General features: G+C 71.5%; 13 protein-coding genes. 3 read left to right on the plus strand and 10 right to left on the minus strand.

Annotated features, from left to right (window positions below):
- Window position 1 precedes the first annotated feature (1 nt).
- The 3 genes from aceE to EDD90_RS38920 all read right to left on the minus strand — a co-directional run bounded on the left by aceE (window position 2) and on the right by EDD90_RS38920 (window position 4,221).
- Complete coding sequence (aceE, locus tag EDD90_RS38910; protein WP_123977788.1) at window positions 2-2,704, minus strand: pyruvate dehydrogenase (acetyl-transferring), homodimeric type; 2,703 nt, start codon at window positions 2,702-2,704, stop codon at window positions 2-4.
- Between the two features lie 302 nt (window positions 2,705-3,006).
- Entirely contained in the window at window positions 3,007-3,534 is a 528-nt protein-coding gene (gene lspA / locus EDD90_RS38915; protein ID WP_260328413.1) for a signal peptidase II, read from the minus strand.
- A 63-nt stretch (window positions 3,535-3,597) separates the two neighbouring features.
- Window positions 3,598-4,221, minus strand: a complete 624-nt coding sequence (locus EDD90_RS38920) for a GntR family transcriptional regulator (protein WP_123977790.1) — start codon at window positions 4,219-4,221, stop codon at window positions 3,598-3,600.
- 84 nt (window positions 4,222-4,305) lie between these two features.
- On the opposite strand from EDD90_RS38920, the gene EDD90_RS38925 reads away from it, so the two are divergent.
- Window positions 4,306-4,569 carry a hypothetical protein gene (locus EDD90_RS38925; RefSeq protein WP_123977791.1) on the plus strand — a complete coding sequence of 88 codons (264 nt, stop codon included), beginning with the start codon at window positions 4,306-4,308 and terminating at the stop codon, window positions 4,567-4,569.
- A gap of 925 nt (window positions 4,570-5,494) precedes the next feature.
- On the opposite strand, the gene sucB is transcribed toward EDD90_RS38925, so the two are convergent.
- From sucB to EDD90_RS38945, 3 genes are all read right to left on the minus strand, one after another.
- Window positions 5,495-7,321 (minus strand): 2-oxoglutarate dehydrogenase, E2 component, dihydrolipoamide succinyltransferase, encoded by a 1,827-nt coding sequence (gene sucB / locus EDD90_RS38935; RefSeq protein ID WP_123977792.1) that lies wholly within the window; start codon window positions 7,319-7,321, stop codon window positions 5,495-5,497.
- 60 nt (window positions 7,322-7,381) lie between these two features.
- Window positions 7,382-8,770, minus strand: a complete 1,389-nt coding sequence (lpdA, locus tag EDD90_RS38940; RefSeq protein ID WP_123977793.1) for a dihydrolipoyl dehydrogenase — start codon at window positions 8,768-8,770, stop codon at window positions 7,382-7,384.
- A 337-nt stretch (window positions 8,771-9,107) separates the two neighbouring features.
- Window positions 9,108-10,631, minus strand: a complete 1,524-nt coding sequence (locus EDD90_RS38945) for a leucyl aminopeptidase (RefSeq protein WP_123977794.1) — start codon at window positions 10,629-10,631, stop codon at window positions 9,108-9,110.
- Between the two features lie 342 nt (window positions 10,632-10,973).
- Between EDD90_RS38945 and EDD90_RS38950 the strand changes: the two genes are divergently transcribed.
- On the plus strand, window positions 10,974-11,732 hold the full coding sequence (locus tag EDD90_RS38950; protein ID WP_123977795.1) for an endo alpha-1,4 polygalactosaminidase: 759 nt from the start codon (window positions 10,974-10,976) through the stop codon (window positions 11,730-11,732).
- A gap of 6 nt (window positions 11,733-11,738) precedes the next feature.
- Here the strand turns inward: EDD90_RS38950 and EDD90_RS38955 are convergent, their stop codons facing one another.
- Complete coding sequence (locus tag EDD90_RS38955; protein WP_123977796.1) at window positions 11,739-12,530, minus strand: adenosylcobinamide-GDP ribazoletransferase; 792 nt, start codon at window positions 12,528-12,530, stop codon at window positions 11,739-11,741.
- Window positions 12,531-12,656: 126 nt separating this feature from the next.
- On the opposite strand from EDD90_RS38955, the gene EDD90_RS38960 reads away from it, so the two are divergent.
- Complete coding sequence (locus tag EDD90_RS38960; RefSeq protein WP_123977797.1) at window positions 12,657-13,424, plus strand: hypothetical protein; 768 nt, start codon at window positions 12,657-12,659, stop codon at window positions 13,422-13,424.
- On the opposite strand, the gene EDD90_RS55890 is transcribed toward EDD90_RS38960, so the two are convergent.
- From EDD90_RS55890 to cobT, 3 genes are all read right to left on the minus strand, one after another.
- Complete coding sequence (locus tag EDD90_RS55890; protein WP_185149386.1) at window positions 13,361-14,086, minus strand: hypothetical protein; 726 nt, start codon at window positions 14,084-14,086, stop codon at window positions 13,361-13,363. The genes EDD90_RS38960 and EDD90_RS55890 overlap by 64 nt on opposite strands.
- Before the next feature lie 52 nt (window positions 14,087-14,138).
- Window positions 14,139-15,929: a phosphatidylglycerol lysyltransferase domain-containing protein gene (locus EDD90_RS38970; RefSeq protein ID WP_123977798.1), complete on the minus strand. Its 1,791-nt coding sequence runs from the start codon at window positions 15,927-15,929 to the stop codon at window positions 14,139-14,141.
- A gap of 474 nt (window positions 15,930-16,403) precedes the next feature.
- Window positions 16,404-17,492 carry a nicotinate-nucleotide--dimethylbenzimidazole phosphoribosyltransferase gene (gene cobT / locus EDD90_RS38975; protein ID WP_123977799.1) on the minus strand — a complete coding sequence of 363 codons (1,089 nt, stop codon included), beginning with the start codon at window positions 17,490-17,492 and terminating at the stop codon, window positions 16,404-16,406.
- Window positions 17,493-17,634: the final 142 nt, after the last annotated feature.

Genomic DNA, 17,634 nt, shown 5'->3' on the forward strand with positions numbered 1-17,634 from the left:
CCTACAGCCCGTACTTCTCCCGGGCTTCCTTCACCGCCGTCGCCTTGACCTCGCCGCGCCGGGCCAGCTGGGCCAGGGCCGCGACCACGATCGACTCGGCGTCGACGCCGAAGTGGCGGCGGGCCGCCTCGCGGGTGTCGGAGAGGCCGAAGCCGTCCGCGCCGAGCGAGGACCAGTCCTGCTCCACCCACTGCGCGATCTGGTCCGGGACCTGGCGCATGTAGTCGGACACGGCCAGGACCGGGCCCTCGGCGCCGTGCAGGACCTGGCGGACGTACGGGACGCGCTCCTCGCCGCGCAGGAGTGCGGCGTCCGCCTCCATCGCGTCACGGCGCAGTTCCGACCAGGACGTCGCCGACCAGACGTCGGCGGCCACGCCCCACTCGTCGGCGAGCAGCTGCTGCGCCTTCAGCGCCCAGTGGATCGCCGTACCGGAACCGAGGAGCTGGATGCGCGGGGCGTTGGCCGGGACGGTCACGCCCGCGGACTCCGCGGTGTTGAAGCGGTACAGGCCCTTGACGATGCCCTCGTCGATGGCGAGCCCGGCCGGCTTGGCGGGCTGCGGGAGCGGCTCGTTGTAGACGGTCAGGTAGTAGAAGACGTTGGAGTCCTCGCCCGGAGCCGCCTCGCCGTACATCCGGCGCAGACCGTCCTTGACGATCGTCGCGATCTCGTAGGCGAAGGCCGGGTCGTACGTCATCGCGGCCGGGTTGGTCGCGGCGATCACCGGGGAGTGGCCGTCGGCGTGCTGGAGGCCCTCGCCCGTCAGGGTCGTACGGCCGGCCGTCGCGCCGACGAGGAAGCCGCGGCCGAGCTGGTCGCCGAGCTGCCACATCTGGTCGGCGGTCCGCTGCCAGCCGAACATCGAGTAGAAGATGTAGAACGGGATCATCGCCTCGCCGTGCGTCGCGTACGCGGTGGACGCGGCGATGAAGTCGGCCATCGAACCGGCCTCGGTGATCCCCTCGTTGAGGATCTGGCCGTTCTTGGCCTCCTTGTAGTACATCAGCTGGTCGCGGTCGACCGGCTCGTACGTCTGCCCCTTGGGCGAGTAGATGCCCAGGGAGGGGAAGAGGCTCTCCATGCCGAAGGTGCGCGCCTCGTCGGGGACGATCGGTACCCAGCGCTTCCCGGTCTCCTTGTCCCGGACCAGGTCCTTGACGAGGCGGACGAAGGCCATCGTCGTCGCCACGTTCTGCGTGCCGGAGCCCTTGTCGAAGGAGGCGAACGCCTTGTCGGCGGGGGCGGGCAGCGGAGCCAGGGCGTGGGTACGGCGGGCGGGGGCCGGGCCGCCGAGGGCCGCGCGGCGCTCCTGGAGGTAGCGCACCTCGGGGGAGTCGGCGCCGGGGTGGCCGTAGGGCACCTTGCCGTCGACGAAGTCGCTGTCCTTGATCGGCAGCTCCAGCAGGTCCCGCATCGTCTTGAACTCGTCCACCGCCAGCTTCTTCATCTGGTGGTTGGCGTTCTTCGACGCGAAGCCCTCGCCGAGGGTGTGGCCCTTGACGGTCTGGGCGAGGATCACGGTCGGCGCGCCTTTGAACTCGACGGCGGCCTTGTACGCGGCGTACACCTTGCGCGCCTCGTGACCACCCCGGGAGAGGTGGAAGCACTCCAGGATCTTGTCGTCGCTCAGCAGCTTCGCCATCTCGGCGAGCGCGGGGTCCTTGCCGAAGAAGTCGGCGCGGATGTAGGCGGCGTCGCGGGTCTGGTACGTCTGGACCTGCGCGTCCGGTACCTCGCGCAGGCGGCGGACGAGGGCCCCGGTGGTGTCGAGCTGGAACAGCTCGTCCCACGCAGTACCCCACAGCGTCTTGATGACATTCCAGCCCGCGCCGCGGAACTGGGCCTCCAGCTCCTGCACGATCTTGAAGTTGGCGCGGACCGGGCCGTCGAGGCGCTGCAGGTTGCAGTTGATGACGAAGGTGAGGTTGTCCAGGCCCTCACGGGAGGCGAGCGCGAGCGCCGCAGTCGACTCCGGCTCGTCCATCTCGCCGTCGCCGAGGAAGGCCCAGACGTGCGAGGCGGTGAGGTCCTTGATGCCGCGCGCGGTCAGGTACCGGTTGAAACGGGCCTGGTAGATGGCCGAGAGCGGGCCGAGGCCCATGCTCACCGTCGGGAACTCCCACAGCCAGGGGAGGCGGCGGGGGTGGGGGTACGACGGGAGGCCGTTGCCGCCGGCCTCCTGGCGGAAGTTGTCGAGGTGCGCCTCGGTCAGCCGGCCGTCGAGGAAGGCGCGGGCGTAGATGCCGGGGGAGGCGTGACCCTGGATGTACAGCTGGTCACCGCTGCCGTCCCCCTCCTTGCCCTTGAAGAAGTGGTTGAAGCCGGTCTCGTACAGCCAGGCGGCGGAGGCGAAGGTCGCGATGTGCCCGCCGACACCGTGTTTCGAGCCCCGGGTGACCATCGCGGCCGCGTTCCAGCGGTTCCACGCGGTGATCCTCCGCTCCATCTCCTCGTCGCCGGGGACGGCCGTCTCGACGGCGGTGGGGATGGTGTTGACGTAGTCGGTCTCGAGCAGCTTCGGCAGCGCGATGCCGTCCGCCTCGGCGCGCTCCAGCGTGCGGCGCATCAGGTACGCGGCGCGGTACGGCCCGGCCTCCTTGGCCACGGCGTCCAGTGAGGCCTGCCATTCGGCGGTCTCCTCCGGGTCCCGGTCGGGGAGCTGGTCGAGCGCGCTCGGCTGGATGGCCTGGGGGTCGGTCATGTCGCCGCCTTCCTCAGTCGAAGGGGGTTCCCTCATCGGTAAGGGGTTCTTCGGGGGTGCCCTTGGTCTTTGGCAGGACAGGGCGTGAGGCTCTGGTGGAAGCCCGTCGGCGACTCTAACTCCCTGATCGATGATCGATCAAAGGGTTCAGGGGCAAAACCTCTCGATTCCGAGAAAGTCGGCACGGGGTGCCTTCGGCGATGGCACCGGGTGACGTGATCCGATCGACGTTTGCGCAGGTGAGGCGGTGTCTGAGCGGGGGTGCGCTCTTCTGGTTCGGGACGGGGACGCGGTCGGTCGGTTCAGGACGGGGACGCGGTCGGTGCCGCGGTGTCGGCGGCGCCCCGCGCCTGCCCCCGCACCGACAACAGGACCGCCAGGGCGCATCCGCATGTGATCGCCCAGTCGGCGAGGTTCATCACGCTGAAGTCGCGGACGGAGATGAAGTCGACCACCGCTCCCCGCATACCGCCTGGGGAACGGAAGACACGGTCCGTCAGATTGCCGACCGCCCCGCCCAGGATCAGCCCCAGCGAGACCGCCCACGGTGTGCTGGTCAGCCGCCGGGACACCCGGACGACGGCGACGGCGACGCCCGCCGCGATCAGCGTGAACACGATGGTCGTGGTCCGGCCCATGCTGAACGCCGCGCCGGGGTTGCGCTGGACCCGCAACTCCATCCAGGTCCCGATCACCGGTAGGGCGGCACGCCCCTCCAGCCAGGCGACCACCGCCAGCTTGCTCCCCAGGTCGACGGCGTAGGCGAGGCCGGCCACGCACCACAGCACCCATACCTGCCGCCGCTTCACCGGCGTCTCGCCCACCGTCACGTCAGGCCTCCTCGTCGCCCCGGATCCCGGATCCCGGATCCCGGGTCAGCGTACGGCGGCCCCTCACGCCCGCGGCGCGCACCCCAGGACATGCGCCTTCACGATCTCCGCGATCCGCGGGTCCCGGCGCTGGAACGCGGCGACCAGCTCCTCGTGCTCCTCGGCGTACGACTGCTGGACCGTCCCCAGCCAGCGGATGGAGAGGGCGGTGAAGACCTCGATGCCCAGCCCCTCCCACGTGTGCAGCAGGACCGAATTGCCGGCCGCCCGGACCAGCTCGCGGTGGAAGCCGACCGTGTGGCGGACCTGGGCCGTGCCGTCGGCGTTCCGGTCGGCCTCGTAGAGCGCCGCCACGTGCGGTTCGAGCGCCGAGCAGTCCTCCGCCAGCCGCTCCGCCGCCAGCTCCGCCGCGATCGCCTCCAGCCCGGCCCGCACCGGGTAGCTCTCCTCCAGGTCTGCCGCCGTCAGGTTCCGGACCCGCACGCCCTTGTTCGGCGCCGACTCGATCAGCCGAAGGGACTCCAGCTCACGCAGTGCTTCCCGCACCGGCGTCTGGCTGACCTCCAGCTCCGTGGCGATCCGCCGCTCCACGATCCGCTCGCCCGGCTGCCAGCGCCCGCTGACGATCCCCTCCACGATGTGCTCGCGGATCTGCTCGCGCAGCGAGTGGACGACGGGCGCGGTCATGGGAGCTCCTTAAGGGCGTTTGACGTTTAGACAATAAGGCCGGACTGCCTTTCGGGAGAGGTGCACGGGGGCGCTTTCGCGCAGGTGAGACGAGACTTACATGCTTCCCGGGCCGACGGGATCCGTAAAGCCCCGCAGCGTCGACCCGGCGGGGCTGAGGCCGACCGCTCGGGCCACCGGGCGGCTCTGCACCTGGTCGGGGCCGAGTACCGCACTCCGCCCACCCGGGACACCGTCAAGCCGCGCGGCAGCGGTCTCTCCTGGCGGCTGCGGAAGAAACCGCTCCGCTCGGTCGGCAAGGCGCACAGCATCGCCGTAGGGGTCGTGGGCCAGGGGGTGGCGTCATAGGGGCGTCGGCGAGGACCGCCGACATGGCCAGGTGGACGGTGGCGGTGAACTCGTCCTGGTGGAGCGGGAGTTCGAGGAGCGCGCAGGAACTGAGGAGTTCGGCGTCCGGAGTGGCCAGTAGGCCCTGTATCCGTGCGTTCAGGGCGTCGCGGTCCGCGATGTACGCGTAGGCGGTGGGGATTCCGTCCACACGGGCGAGGCGCAGGAGCGCGAAATGGACGGCGGCCTCGGTTGCGGTGGTGAGTAGTCCGGTGGCCTGGTCGTGCAGCAGACCCGGCTGCGTTGATGGTGGTGAGTGCGCTGGTGGGGTCTCCGGTCTCGCCTTGGCGGTTGGCGAGGTTGTTGAGAAAGGCGGCTAGGGCGATCTGGCGGCGGGTGACCTCGTGATCGCCTGGGCACTCGACGTAGTACCGGGCCACCAGGCCGCCCATCGAGTGGCAGAGGAACACGACCTGGGCGTCGGCGCGTTCCGGAGCCGAGGAGCGCCGGCGTTCCAGTTCCTCCGCCACGCGTTGTGGCGGAACGAGAGCCGCCAGTCGTAGCCGAACTCGTAGCCGCCAGTCGAACGATCCACCGGGCACCCCGGTCGACGGGGTGCCAGAACGCCCGGGATGACGTGGAAGTCGGGCATCACGCCGAGAGGACGTATGCCGTCGCCGGGGTGGTCGTCGCCGATGTCGGCCGGCGGCCGGAGCCGCTTGACCGACCCGCCGAACGTGCGCCGGGCTCGCCATGACGCACCCCCCGACAGGTCCCATACGGCGTTGCCGTCCGTTCTCCGAAACCGCGTGTGAACTGACTCACCGTAGCGGTCGCCGGGCGGGCGCAGCAGGGAAAGGGTCATGAGAGGGGCAAAATGCGGCGCCCCCGGCCGGAGTGCTCCGGTCGGGGGCGCCGTGGAACAGCGTCAGTACTGCCTGGCTGGTCAGAGACCGAGCTCGACCTCGAACTCGCCGGCCTCCAGGATCGCCTTGACGGCCGTCAGGTAACGGGCCGCGTCGGCGCCGTCCACCAGGCGGTGGTCGTAGGACAGGGTCAGGTACGTCATGTCGCGGACGCCGATGACCGTGCCCTCCTCCGTCTCGATGACGGCCGGACGCTTGACCGTGGCACCGATGCCGAGGATCGCGACCTGGTTCGGCGGCACGATGATCGTGTCGAACAGCGCGCCGCGCGAGCCGGTGTTGGAGATGGTGAAGGTCGCGCCGGACAGCTCGTCCGGGGTGATCTTGTTGGCGCGGACCTTGCCGGCCAGGTCCGCCGTGGCCTTGGCGATACCGGCGATGTTGAGGTCGCCGGCGCCCTTGATGACCGGGGTCATCAGGCCCTTCTCGGAGTCCACCGCGATACCGACGTTCTCGGTGTCGAAGTAGGTGATGGTGCCGTCGGCCTCGTTGATCCGGGAGTTGATGACCGGGTGGGCCTTCAGCGCCTGGGCGGCCGCCTTGACGAAGAACGGCATCGGGGAGAGCTTGACGCCCTCGCGGGCCGCGAACGAGTCCTTGGCCTGGGCGCGCAGGCGCATCAGGCGGGTCACGTCCACCTCGACGACCGAGGACAGCTGGGCCTGCTCGTGCAGCGCCTTGACCATGTTGTCGCCGATGACCTTGCGGATGCGGGTCATCTTGACGGTCTGGCCGCGGAGCGGGGAGACCTCAAGCGCCGGGGCCTTCTTGGCGGCGGCGGCCGGAGCGGCAGCGGCCACGGGGGCCGGAGCAGCGGCGGCGGCCTTCGCGGCCTCGGCGGCGGCGATGACGTCCTGCTTGCGGATACGGCCGCCGACGCCGGTGCCCTTGACGGAGCCCAGGTCGACGCCGTTCTCGGCGGCGAGCTTGCGCACCAGCGGGGTGACGTAGGCACCCTCGTCGACCGGAGCGGCCGGAGCCGGAGCCGGGGTGACGGGGGCGGCGGCCACCGGCGCGGGGGCCGGAGCCGGGGCGGCCGGAGCCGGAGCGGCGGCGACCGGGGCGGGCGCGGCCGGAGCAGCCGGAGCGGGCGCCGGGGCAGGGGCGGCGGGCGCGGGGGCCGGAGCCGCAGGGGCGGGCGCGGCCGGGGCAGCGGCGACGGGCGCCGGAGCCGGAGCGGCCGGGGCAGCCGCCGGAGCGGCACCCGGGGCGCCGATGACGGCGAGCTTGGCGCCGACCTCGGCGGTCTCGTCCTCGCCGACCACGATCTCCAGCAGGACACCGGCGACCGGCGCCGGGATCTCCGTGTCGACCTTGTCGGTGGAGACCTCGAGCAGGGGCTCGTCCTCCCCGACCTCCTCGCCGACCTGCTTCAGCCAGCGGGTGACGGTGCCCTCGGTGACGGACTCACCGAGCGCGGGCAGGACCACGTCCGTGCCGGACGCGCCACCGGCCGGAGCGGCGGGCGCAGCGGCGGCGGGGGCCGGGGCCGGGGCGGCGGGGGCCTCGGCGACCGGCGCGGGGGCCGGGGCGGCCGGAGCCGGAGCGGCCGGAGCCGGAGCGGCGACGGGCTCGGCGACCGGGGCCGGGGCGGCAGCGGGCGCGCCCGTGCCGTCGTCGATGATGGCCAGCTCGGCGCCGACCTCGACCGTCTCGTCCTCGGCGACCTTGATCGAGGCCAGGATGCCCGAGGCGGGGGCCGGGATCTCGGTGTCGACCTTGTCGGTCGACACCTCGAGCAGCGGCTCGTCGGCCTCGACGCGCTCGCCCTCGGCCTTCAGCCAGCGGGTGACAGTGCCCTCGGTGACGCTCTCGCCGAGCGCCGGAAGGGTTACGGAAACCGCCATGGTTTCGGTTGCTCCTTACGAATTGCGGAAGTCTGAGTCGTCGCTTGTGCCGACCGAGGGTCAGTCGTGCGAGTGCAGCGGCTTGCCGGCCAGGGCCAGGTGGGCCTCGCCGAGCGCCTCGTTCTGCGTCGGGTGGGCGTGGATGAGCTGGGCGACCTCGGTGGGCAGCGCCTCCCAGTTGTAGATCAGCTGGGCCTCGCCGACCTGCTCGCCCATGCGGTCGCCGACCATGTGGACGCCGACCACGGCACCGTCCTTCACCTGGACGAGCTTGATCTCGCCGGAGGTGTTGAGGATCTTGCTCTTGCCGTTGCCCGCCAGGTTGTACTTCAGCGCGACGACCTTGTCCGCACCGTAGATCTCCTTGGCCTTGGCCTCGGTGATGCCGACGGAGGCGACCTCCGGGTGGCAGTAGGTCACGCGGGGGACACCGTCGTAGTCGATCGGGACGGCCTTCAGACCGGCCAGGCGCTCCGCCACCAGGATGCCCTCGGCGAAGCCGACGTGCGCGAGCTGGAGGGTCGGGACCAGGTCGCCGACGGCGGAGATGGTCGGGACGTTCGTCCGCATGTACTCGTCGACCAGGACATAGCCGCGGTCCATGGCGACGCCCTGCTCCTCGTAGCCGAGGTTGGCGGAGACGGGCCCGCGGCCCACCGCCACCAGCAGGATCTCGGCCTCGAACTCCTTGCCGTCGGCGAGGGTGACCTTGACGCCGTCGGCGGTGTACTCGGCCTTCTGGAAGAAGGTGCCCAGGTTGAACTTGATGCCGCGCTTGCGGAAGGCGCGCTCAAGAAGCTTGGAGGAGTTCTCGTCCTCGACCGGGACGAGGTGCTTGAGGCCCTCGATGACGGTGACGTCGGCACCGAAGGACTTCCAGGCGGAGGCGAACTCGACGCCGATGACACCGCCGCCCAGGATGATCGCGGACTTCGGCACGCGGTCCAGGACGAGGGCGTGGTCGGAGGAGATGATGCGGTTGCCGTCGATCTCCAGGCCCGGCAGCGACTTCGGCACGGAGCCGGTCGCGAGGAGCACGTGGCGGCCCTGGATGCGCTGGCCGTTCACGTCGACGGAGGTGGGGGAGGAGAGACGCCCCGTGCCCTCGATGTACGTCACCTTGCGGGAGGCAATGAGCCCCTGCAGACCCTTGTACAGGCCGGAGATGACACCGTCCTTGTACTTGTGGACGGCCGGCACGTCGATGCCCTCGAAGGTGGCCTTGACACCGAACTGCTCGCTCTCGCGGGCCTGGTCGGCGATCTCGCCCGCGTGCAGCAGGGCCTTGGTGGGGATGCAACCCCGGTGCAGGCAGGTACCGCCGACCTTGTCCTTCTCGATCAGGGCGACGTCCAGGCCCAGCTGCGCCCCGCGCAGGGCCGCGGCGTAACCACCGCTACCACCGCCGAGGATCACTAGGTCGAAAACGGTGCTGGCGTCGTTCGCCACGTCACGTCCTCCATGCATGTGCGCCGTACGCCGGTCAACGGCGACCGGTCGGCGGCTGGTGTCCGGCCGCTCTTCTTCGGCCCTGTGGGTGGGGCCCTGTCCTGCCGAGCCCCATCTTCGCACTTGTCGGAGGTGAACGAGACGCGGGGCCGGGGTGTGAGACACCACACGCAGCGCCCCGTCAGGGGCGCGGGGGTCCCCCGGCCGAAGGCTGGGGGAGGAACTGCGCGACAAGCCACGAACCACCCGCAGCCGCCGCACAACCGAACCCACCGAGCTGTTCGGCGACGGGGCCCTGCACTACCCGCAGGCGAGGCCCCGTCCACAAAACCCGACGTCAGCCGAGGTCGCCGGCCGCGGTCAGCTCGGCCAGCCGCACCAGCGTCCGCACCGCCGACCCCGTGCCGCCCTTCGGCGTGTACCCGAACGGCCCGCCCTCGTTGAACGCGGGCCCCGCGATGTCGAGGTGCGCCCAGGTGATCCCCTCACCCACGAACTCGCGCAGGAACAGTCCGGCGACCAGCCCGCCGCCCATCCGCTCACCCATGTTCGCGATGTCGGCCGTGGCCGAATCCATCCCCTTGCGCAGGTGCTCCGGCAGCGGCATCGGCCACGCCGGCTCGCCCACCTCCTCCGCGGCCTCGTGCACCGTGGAACGGAACGCGTCGTCGTTCGCCATGACGCCGAACGTCCGGCTGCCCAGCGCCAGCATCATCGCGCCGGTCAGCGTCGCCACGTCCACGATCGCGTCCGGCTTCTCCGCCGACGCCGCCCACAGCGCGTCGGCGAGCACCAGCCGCCCCTCCGCGTCCGTGTTGAGCACCTCGACCGTCTTGCCGCTGTACATGCGCAGCACGTCGCCCGGCCGCACCGCGGACCCGGACGGCATGTTCTCGGCCAGCGCCAGCCACCCGGTCACATTGACCTCGAGACCGAGCCGCGCCGCCGCGACGACGGCCGCGAAGACCGCCGCCGCCCCGCTCATGTCGCACTTCATCGTCTCGTTGTGGCCGGCCGGCTTGAGGGAGATACCGCCCGAGTCGTAGGTGATGCCCTTGCCGACGAAGGCGAGGTGCTTGTCCGCCTTGGCGTGCGTGTACGACAGCTTCACCAGCCGCGGCGTCGCCGCCGAGCCGCCGCCGACGCCGAGGATGCCGCCGTAGCCGCCCTTGGTGAGTGCCTTGTCGTCGAGCACCTGGATCTTGATCCCGTGCTCCTTGGCCGCCTCCTGCGCGATGCCCGCGAAGATGGCAGGCGTGAGGTCGTTCGGCGGGGTGTTGATCAGGTCACGGGCGCGGTTGAGCTCCTCGGAGACGGCCGTGGCGCGGGCCGCGGCCGCCTTGTGGGCCGCGTCCCGCGGCTTGCCGCCGAGCAGCGCGGCCTCGGCGAGCGGCGCCTTGCCGTTCTTCGCCTTCGGGTCCTTGCCGTTGTCCTTGTAGGTGTCGAAGGAGTACGCGCCGAGCAGTACGCCCTCGGCGATGGCGCCGACGGCGGCCGCGTCCTCGACGGGCAGCGCGAAGGCCGCCTTCTTCGCCCCGGTCAGCGCGCGGGCGGCGACACCGGCCGCCTTGCGCAGCGCCTCCGCCGGGTAGTCGCGGTCCTCGGGCTCGGCGCCCAGGCCCACCGCGATGACCAGCGGTGCCTTGAAGCCCGCCGGGGAGGGCAGCTTCGTCAGTTCGCCCTCGGCACCCGAGGCACCGAGGGTCTCCAGGACGCCGGCGAGCTTGCCGTCGTAGGCCTCGTTCACGGCCTCTGCGCCCGGCGCTACGACCGGGCCCTTGGCGCCCTTGGCGACACCGATCACGATCGCGTCGGCCCGGAGGCCGGGCGCCGCTGAGGTGCTGAGAGTGAGAGCAGTCACGGTGGTGGAATCTCGCTTCCGATGTTGAGTTGCTGTGGCCGAGCGGGTGGGTCGACCGGGCCCGGGAAGCGACCCTAGGTGTGGCCTCAGGGCGCGTTGCGACCGGGGCCTTCACCCTGTCGGCGAACACCTGGGACGAGCCTACGCGTGTGTATGCGTTCGCTCATTCCTACGGCCGTTCACCTGAGGGTGGCGTCGTCGCCATTTCCGGCCCATCCCCACCGGCGGGCCGGGGCACACTCGTGGCGTTCAGGGCCGTGCGCCGCGCGGTCCCCGGGATGGGAGATCATCCTGGGGTACCTCGCCGAACACCCTGGAGCCCGCCCGGTGATACCCCGCACCATGCCTCTGCTCGCCCTTCTTGCACTGCTCGCCGGCTGCACCCAGGCCTCGGAGGGGTCCGGGCGCTGGCAGCCCGAGCCCGGGGTCAGCTGGCAGTGGCAGCTGAGCGGCCGTGTCGACACCTCCGTCAAGGCGTCCGTCTACGACATCGACGGCTTCGACCAGTCGAAGGCGACCGTCGCCGCACTGCACCGCGACGGCCGCAAGGTCATCTGCTACCTCTCCACCGGCGCCTGGGAGGACTGGCGCCCGGACGCGAAGAAGTTCCCCGGCTCGGTACTGGGGCGCGGCAACGGCTGGGAGGGCGAGCGCTGGCTCGACATCCGCCGTACGGACGTCCTGAAGCCATTGCTGACGTCCCGTCTCGACATGTGCAGGGACAAGGGATTCGACGCGGTGGAGCCCGACAACATGGACGGCTACAAGAACCGCACCGGTTTCCCCCTGAAGGCGGTCGACCAGCTCCGCTACAACAGGCTCGTCGCCCGACTCGCCCACGACCGGGGCATGTCGGTGGGCCTGAAGAACGACCTGGACCAAATACCGCAGCTGGTGGGGGACTTCGACTTCGCGGTGAACGAGCAGTGCGCCCAGTACGGCGAGTGCGACGACCTGAAGCCGTTCATCGAGGCGGACAAGGCGGTCTTCCACGTGGAGTACGAACTGCCGACGAGCAAGTTCTGCGCCGAGTCACGGAAGTTGAGGCTGAGCTCGCTGGAGAAGAAGTACGAACTGGGGGTGTGGCGCAAAACCTGCTGACGCCGGTCAGCCGAGGCAGAGAACGACCAGCGCGGTCGTCGCCGCCGTCTCGGCGAGCGCCCCGAACACATCCCCGGTGACCCCGCCGAACCGCCGCCTGCAGTGCCGTAGCAGCACGTCGGTCGCCATCTCCGCGCCGACCACCGCGAGCAGCGCCCGCAGACTCTCGCCGGCCCCGATCGCCGCCCCCGCGCCCGCCGCGGCCGCCATCACCGCGACCGTGACCAACGAGGCCCCCACCTTCGGCACCACCCCCGCGACCGCCGCCCCCAGCCCCTCCGGCCGGGCGGCGGGGACCCCGTCCACCGCGGCCAGTGTCAGCGCCAGCCGCGCCACCGTCCCCGAGACGACCGCGGCAAGCGCCCCCCGCTGCCACGAGTCGCCGTACGCCTGGGCCAGCGCGGCCACCTGCCCGAGCAGGACGAGGAGGAGCGTGATCACCCCGAACGGTCCGATGTCCGACTGCTTCATGATCCGCAGGGCGTCCTCCGCGGGCTTGCCGCTGCCCAGCCCGTCGGCCGTGTCGGCGAGGCCGTCCAGGTGCAACCCCCGGGTGAGCACGGCCGGTAGCGCGACGGCGGCGACCGCGGCCAGCAGCGCACTCGCACCGGCCAGCAGCAGCAGCGCACCGGCCGTGCCCGCGCAGACGCCGACCGCGAGACCGGCCAGCGGAGCGCACAGCATGCCGCCGCGGGCCGCCTCGCGGTCCCAGCGGGTCACCTTCACGGGGAACACGGTGAGGGTGCCGAAGGCGAAGCGGAGGCCGTCCGGCCAGGGAGTCGCAGAGGTCGCAGCCACCGGCGAAGGTTACCCGGTAGTCAGGAAGGGCCGTGTCCCGGCCGGGCGTCGGCCCGCCTTCAGGCGCGCCCCGAACAGGATCTGACCAAGCCTCCGCCGGACTTCGGCCGGGGATAAAGTGCGCACATGGGGCACTGGTTGGAACGGAACATCATCGAGCCCGGCAAACTCCCGCTGCTGCTCGCCCTGACCGCCTTCGTCCTGACCTTCGTGATCACGCGGGTCATCACCCGGCTGATCCGGGCCGGAAGGGGCCCGTTCGGCAATGTGAAGGCGGGCGGGCTGCACATCCACCACGTGGTCCCCGGGGTCGTCCTGATCATCGTCGGCGGCTTCGGCGCGGTCGCCAGCGCCCGCCAGGGCTTCGGCGCGGCCCTCGCCGCGATCGTCTTCGGGATCGGCGCGGGGCTCGTGCTCGACGAGTTCGCGCTGATCCTGCACCTCGACGACGTCTACTGGACCGAGGAGGGCCGCAAGAGCGTCGAGGCCGTCGTCATCACCGCCGCGCTGGTCGGGCTGCTGCTCGCCGGGTTCTCCCCGTTCGGCGTCAACGACCTCTCGGCCGACGAACTCCAGAGCCGGGGGACCGTCATCGCCAACATCGTGGCGAACTTCGCCTTCTCGCTGGTCGCCCTGAGCAAGGGCAAGACCCGCACCGCGATCTTCGGCGTGGTCGTCCCGCTGGTCGCGATCGTCGGCGCGGTCCGGCTGGCCCGCCCCGGCTCGGCCTGGTCCCGCCGCTTCTACGCCAACCGCCCGCGCGCCCGGGCCAGGTCCGGACTGCGCGCCTACCACCACGACCGCCGCTGGGCCGGGCTCACCCGGACCCTTCAGGACTGGATCGGCGGCAAGCCCGACCGCCCCGAGCCGGCCCGGCTGCCCGGCCGCCGGTGACCGTACCGGTTCCGCAGCCGCCGGCCCGCCACCACCGCCCCGCCCAGCGCCGCCACGCCCACGATGGCCGCCAGATGCTCCTTGCCGGCGAGGTTCTCCTTCACCCCCACCTCGACCGCCATCGCCGCCGCCACGGCGCCCGCGGTGACATAGGCGCCGTAGCGCCAGCCCAGGTAGAGCGCGATACCGACGACGGCGGCCGACGGCCCGGTGTCCACGACCCTCGCGTCCGAGGCGGGCAGCCCCAGCGGACTGCCCGGGCCGAGCGAGATGCCGAGGCGGGCGTACAGCGTCCCGGCGAGTGTCGCCACGTACGCGATGGTCAGGGTCCGCCACCAGCCCAGGCACACCTCGGCGATGCCGAACACGACCAGGATCTGCGCCAGCGCACCCCACACCGGCAGATCCAGCGCCGGCACGAACAGCGACAGCGGGGTGCGCAGCAGCGCCAGCCAGAGCGGGTCCTGGGCGCGGACCGCCCCGATGTTCTCCACGAACCGGTAGCCCCACGGCTGGTTCTGGGCGAACTGCAGCAACGTCGTCAGGCACACCGCCGTGACCGCCATCGGCACCGCCCGCAGCCGCAGCTTCAGCAGCGGACCGCGCACGGTGGCGTGCAGCAGACCCCACTCGGTGCGGGCCCAGCGGGCGATCGACTTCATGCGGTGGTCCTCATCCGTGGGCTCTCATCCGTGGGCTCTCATCCGTGGGTTCTCATCCGTGCGTGTCCAGGTGCCGACGGCGCACCCACTTCGGCAGCCCCGGCGCCGCGGTCCCCAGGAACCCCTCCGCACGGGCCGACGCGAGGCCGATGCGCGGCAGGTCCGCGCTCTTCTCGAAGAGCAGGAACCGGGGCTCCCAGATGGGCCGGTACTTGGCGTTGGCCCGGTACAGGGACTCGATCTGCCACCACCGGGAGAAGAAGCTCAGCAAGGACCTCCACAGCCGCAGCACCGGCCCCGCGCCGAGACGCGCACCACGTTCGAAGACCGACCGGAACATCGCGAAGTTGAGCGAGACCTGGGTGATCCGGATGTCCTCGGCACGGCGCAGCAGCTCGATGACCATGAACTCCATCAGCCCGTTGTCGGAGTCCCGGTCCCGGCGCATGAGGTCGAGGGAGAGCCCGCCCGGCCCCCACGGCACGAAGGACAGCAGGGCCCGCAGCTCGCCGTTCTCGTCGGTGCACTCCAGCATCACGCACTGCCCGTCCCGGGAGTCCCCGAGCCGCCCCAGCGCCATGCTGAACCCGCGCTCGGTCGCCCCGTCCCGCCAGTCGTCGGCCCGCCGGATCAGATACGACATCTCGTCAGCCGGGATGTCCTCGTGCCGGCGGATCCGTACCGAGTACCCCGCCCGCCCGACCCGGTTGTGGGCCTGCCGGACGGTGCGCATGGCCCGCCCCTCCAGCGTGAACTCGGCGACCTCGACGATCGCCTCGTCGCCGAGCTCCAGGGCGTCCAGCCCGTGCCGCGCGTACACGGTCCCGGCCTCCTCTCCGGCGCCCATCACCGCCGGGATCCACCCGTGCGCCCGGGCCTCGCTCAGCCACGGCACGATCGCCCCCGGCCAGGCCTCCGGATCCCCGATCGGATCCCCGGAGGCGAGGCTCACCCCGCCCACCACCCGGTACGCCACCGCCGCCTTCCCGGTGGGCGACCACACGACGCTCTTCTCCCGGCGCAGCGCGAAGTACCCGAGGGAGTCCCGCTCCCCGTGCCGCTCCAGCAGCACCCGCAGCCGCTTCTCGTCGTCCTCGGTGAGCGGGTCGACGGCGCGGCGGGAGCGGAAGGCGGCGTAGAGCACGGTGAGGACGAGGAGCGTGCTGAGCACGTTGACGACGACGTTCACCCAGTTGGGCGGTGCGATGTACGGGAACCGGGAGGGGTCGGCGGCGACCGACACCAGGCGCAGGGTGCCGTAGTGCCAGCGCTCCGCGAACGTCGAACGCGCGGCGTGCGGGGCCTGGTTGGTGACGGTCACGAGGAGGGCGGCGAACAGCGAGGCGAGGAGCCCGCCGCCGACGGCGACGGTGGCGGCGAGGCGGGGGTTGGACCGGTCGCCCTTGGCGTAGAACTCCCGCCGGCCGACCAGCAGTGCGCCCACGAACGCGGCGGTCAGCGCGATCGAGATCCAGTTCTGCGCGTACCGCCGGATCTCCGGGAAGGCCATGGCGAACGCGAACAGTGCGAGGAACAGCCCGCTCAGTACGAGGTTGAGGATCCAGGCGGCCCGCTTCCGCCGCCGCATGGTGATGGCGAGGAACGCGGTGAACACGCCGGAGGCGAAGCCGGCCGTCAGCAGGTACGGCGTGAAGAAGTTCTCCTGGTTGTGCCGCCGTACGTCCTGACCCAACGACACCCACACCGCGCTGAGGAAGTTGACGAAGGCGACGACCCGCAAGTACCACACGGCGAAGGCGGCGGCCCGCTGGGAAACCCCGCTGCCCTGCCGCCCCGGCTCACGTCCATCACACTGCTCCACGGCAATTCGGGCATCTCCCATGGAGAGGGATCATATGGGCGTCTCCGTGGCGAACCCTGCCATCCAAGCCGACGCCACCACGTCTCCAACCCCGCTTTTTGCCCAACACCCGCCTCACCCGAGGGTTACCTTCTCCACGGCCCGCCTCACCCGAGGGCTGCCCTCTCCACGGCCCGCCTCACCGGAGGGCTGTCTTCTTCAGGCCGCCTCGCCCGCGGGTCCCCTCGTCCGCCGGTCTCTCCGTCTCCGCCGGTCTTCTTTTTCCGTCGCGACGGTGATCGGCCGGGACGGTGCATCTCGGCGGTGCCCAACCGGCCCTGCCTCGCCCGGCCCCCGCCCTTTTACCCGTTCCCTCGGCGGCCGGTCTTTGGCCTCCGTCGGCCCCTTGGTCCGCCGGTCTCTCCGTCTCCGCCCGTCTTCTTTTTCCGTCGCGACGGTGATCGGCCGGGACGGCGCATCTCGGCGGTGCCGTCCCGGTCGTGACCTGTCCGGTGGCTACTCCTCCGGCTTCTCCTCGGTTTCCGGCTCCGGCTCCGGCTCCGGCTTCTCCGGGAGTTCTGCCGCCAGTGCCGCCGCGGCCTGGACCAGGGGCAGGGCGAGCAGGGCGCCCGCGCCCTCTCCCACCGTCACGCCCTGCTCCAGCAGCGGCTCCAGCGCCATCCGGTCCAGCGCCTTCGCCTGCCCCGGCTCCCCGCTGCCGTGCCCGGCCAGCCACCAGTCCGGTGCCCGGAACGCGACCCGCTGCGCGACCAGCGCGCACGCGGCGGTCACGACGCCGTCCAGGACCACCGGCAGCTTCCGCACCGCCGACTGCAACAGGAACCCGGTCATCGCCGCGAGGTCCGCCCCGCCGACCGTCGCCAGCAACTGCAACTGGTCCCCGAGCACCGGCCGCGCCCGCCGCAGCGCGTCCCGGATCGCCGCACACTTCCGCATCCACGTGAGGTCGTCGATGGCGAGACCGCCCCGCCCGGTCACCACGGACGCGTCGGTCCCGCACAGCGCGGCGACCAGGACGGAGGCCGCCGTGGTCCCCCCGACGCTGACATCACCGAGCACCACCAGATCGGTGCCCGAGTCGGCCTCCTCGTCGGCCAGCGCGACACCCGCCCGGAAGGCCGCCTCCGCCTCCTCCAGGGTCAGCGCGTCCTCGATGTCGATACGGCCGCTGCCGCGCCGCACCCGGTGCCGTACGACCTCCTCGGGCAGCGTGTCCGGATCGCAGTCCAGAGCCATGTCCACGATCCGCACGGGCACCCCGAGCCGCCGGGCGAGCACCGCCACGGGGCTGGCCCCCTCCAGGATCGCCCGCACCAGCAACTCCGCGCTGCCCGCGGGCCGCGCGGAGACGCCGAGTTCGGCGACGCCGTGGTCACCGGCGAAGAGAAGGACCCGCGGCCGTTCGACGGTCCGTACCGGTACGGACCCCTGTGCGGCGGCCAGCCACTCACCCAGGTCGTCCAGGCGGCCCAGCGACCCGGGCGGCACGGTCAGCCGCTCCCGGCGCGCCTCGGCGTCCCGGCGTACACCGCCGTCGGGGCGCTCGATCAGATCGGTGAAGTCGTCGAGATTAAGCGAGCTCATTCGCCGAACAGTACCGGCACGGAACGAACGGTTCGGCGTCAGATCGCCACCACACCCGCACGGCGTCTTTGCACGCAAGATCGGTATCCCATACGTTCCGGTTTGCAGTGGATTGTGTTCCGGGAAGCAGAGGGAGCCGCCC

Source organism: Streptomyces sp. Ag109_O5-1 (assembly GCF_003814875.1).
In the GTDB taxonomy this organism is placed as follows: domain Bacteria; phylum Actinomycetota; class Actinomycetes; order Streptomycetales; family Streptomycetaceae; genus Streptomyces; species Streptomyces sasae.

Bases quoted from the DNA above. Each gene is read 5' to 3' on its own strand.
- EDD90_RS38920 (WP_123977790.1), bottom strand. From the start codon at position 4,221: ATGACCGCGCCCGTCGTCCACTCGCTGCGCGAGCAGATCCGCGAGCAC.
- sucB (WP_123977792.1), bottom strand. From the start codon at position 7,321: ATGGCGGTTTCCGTAACCCTTCCGGCGCTCGGCGAGAGCGTCACCGAG.
- EDD90_RS38960 (WP_123977797.1), top strand. From the start codon at position 12,657: ATGGGGCACTGGTTGGAACGGAACATCATCGAGCCCGGCAAACTCCCG.
- EDD90_RS55890 (WP_185149386.1), bottom strand. From the start codon at position 14,086: ATGAAGTCGATCGCCCGCTGGGCCCGCACCGAGTGGGGTCTGCTGCAC.
- EDD90_RS38950 (WP_123977795.1), top strand. From the start codon at position 10,974: ATGCCTCTGCTCGCCCTTCTTGCACTGCTCGCCGGCTGCACCCAGGCC.
- cobT (WP_123977799.1), bottom strand. From the start codon at position 17,492: ATGAGCTCGCTTAATCTCGACGACTTCACCGATCTGATCGAGCGCCCC.
- EDD90_RS38970 (WP_123977798.1), bottom strand. From the start codon at position 15,929: ATGGGAGATGCCCGAATTGCCGTGGAGCAGTGTGATGGACGTGAGCCG.
- aceE (WP_123977788.1), bottom strand. From the start codon at position 2,704: ATGACCGACCCCCAGGCCATCCAGCCGAGCGCGCTCGACCAGCTCCCC.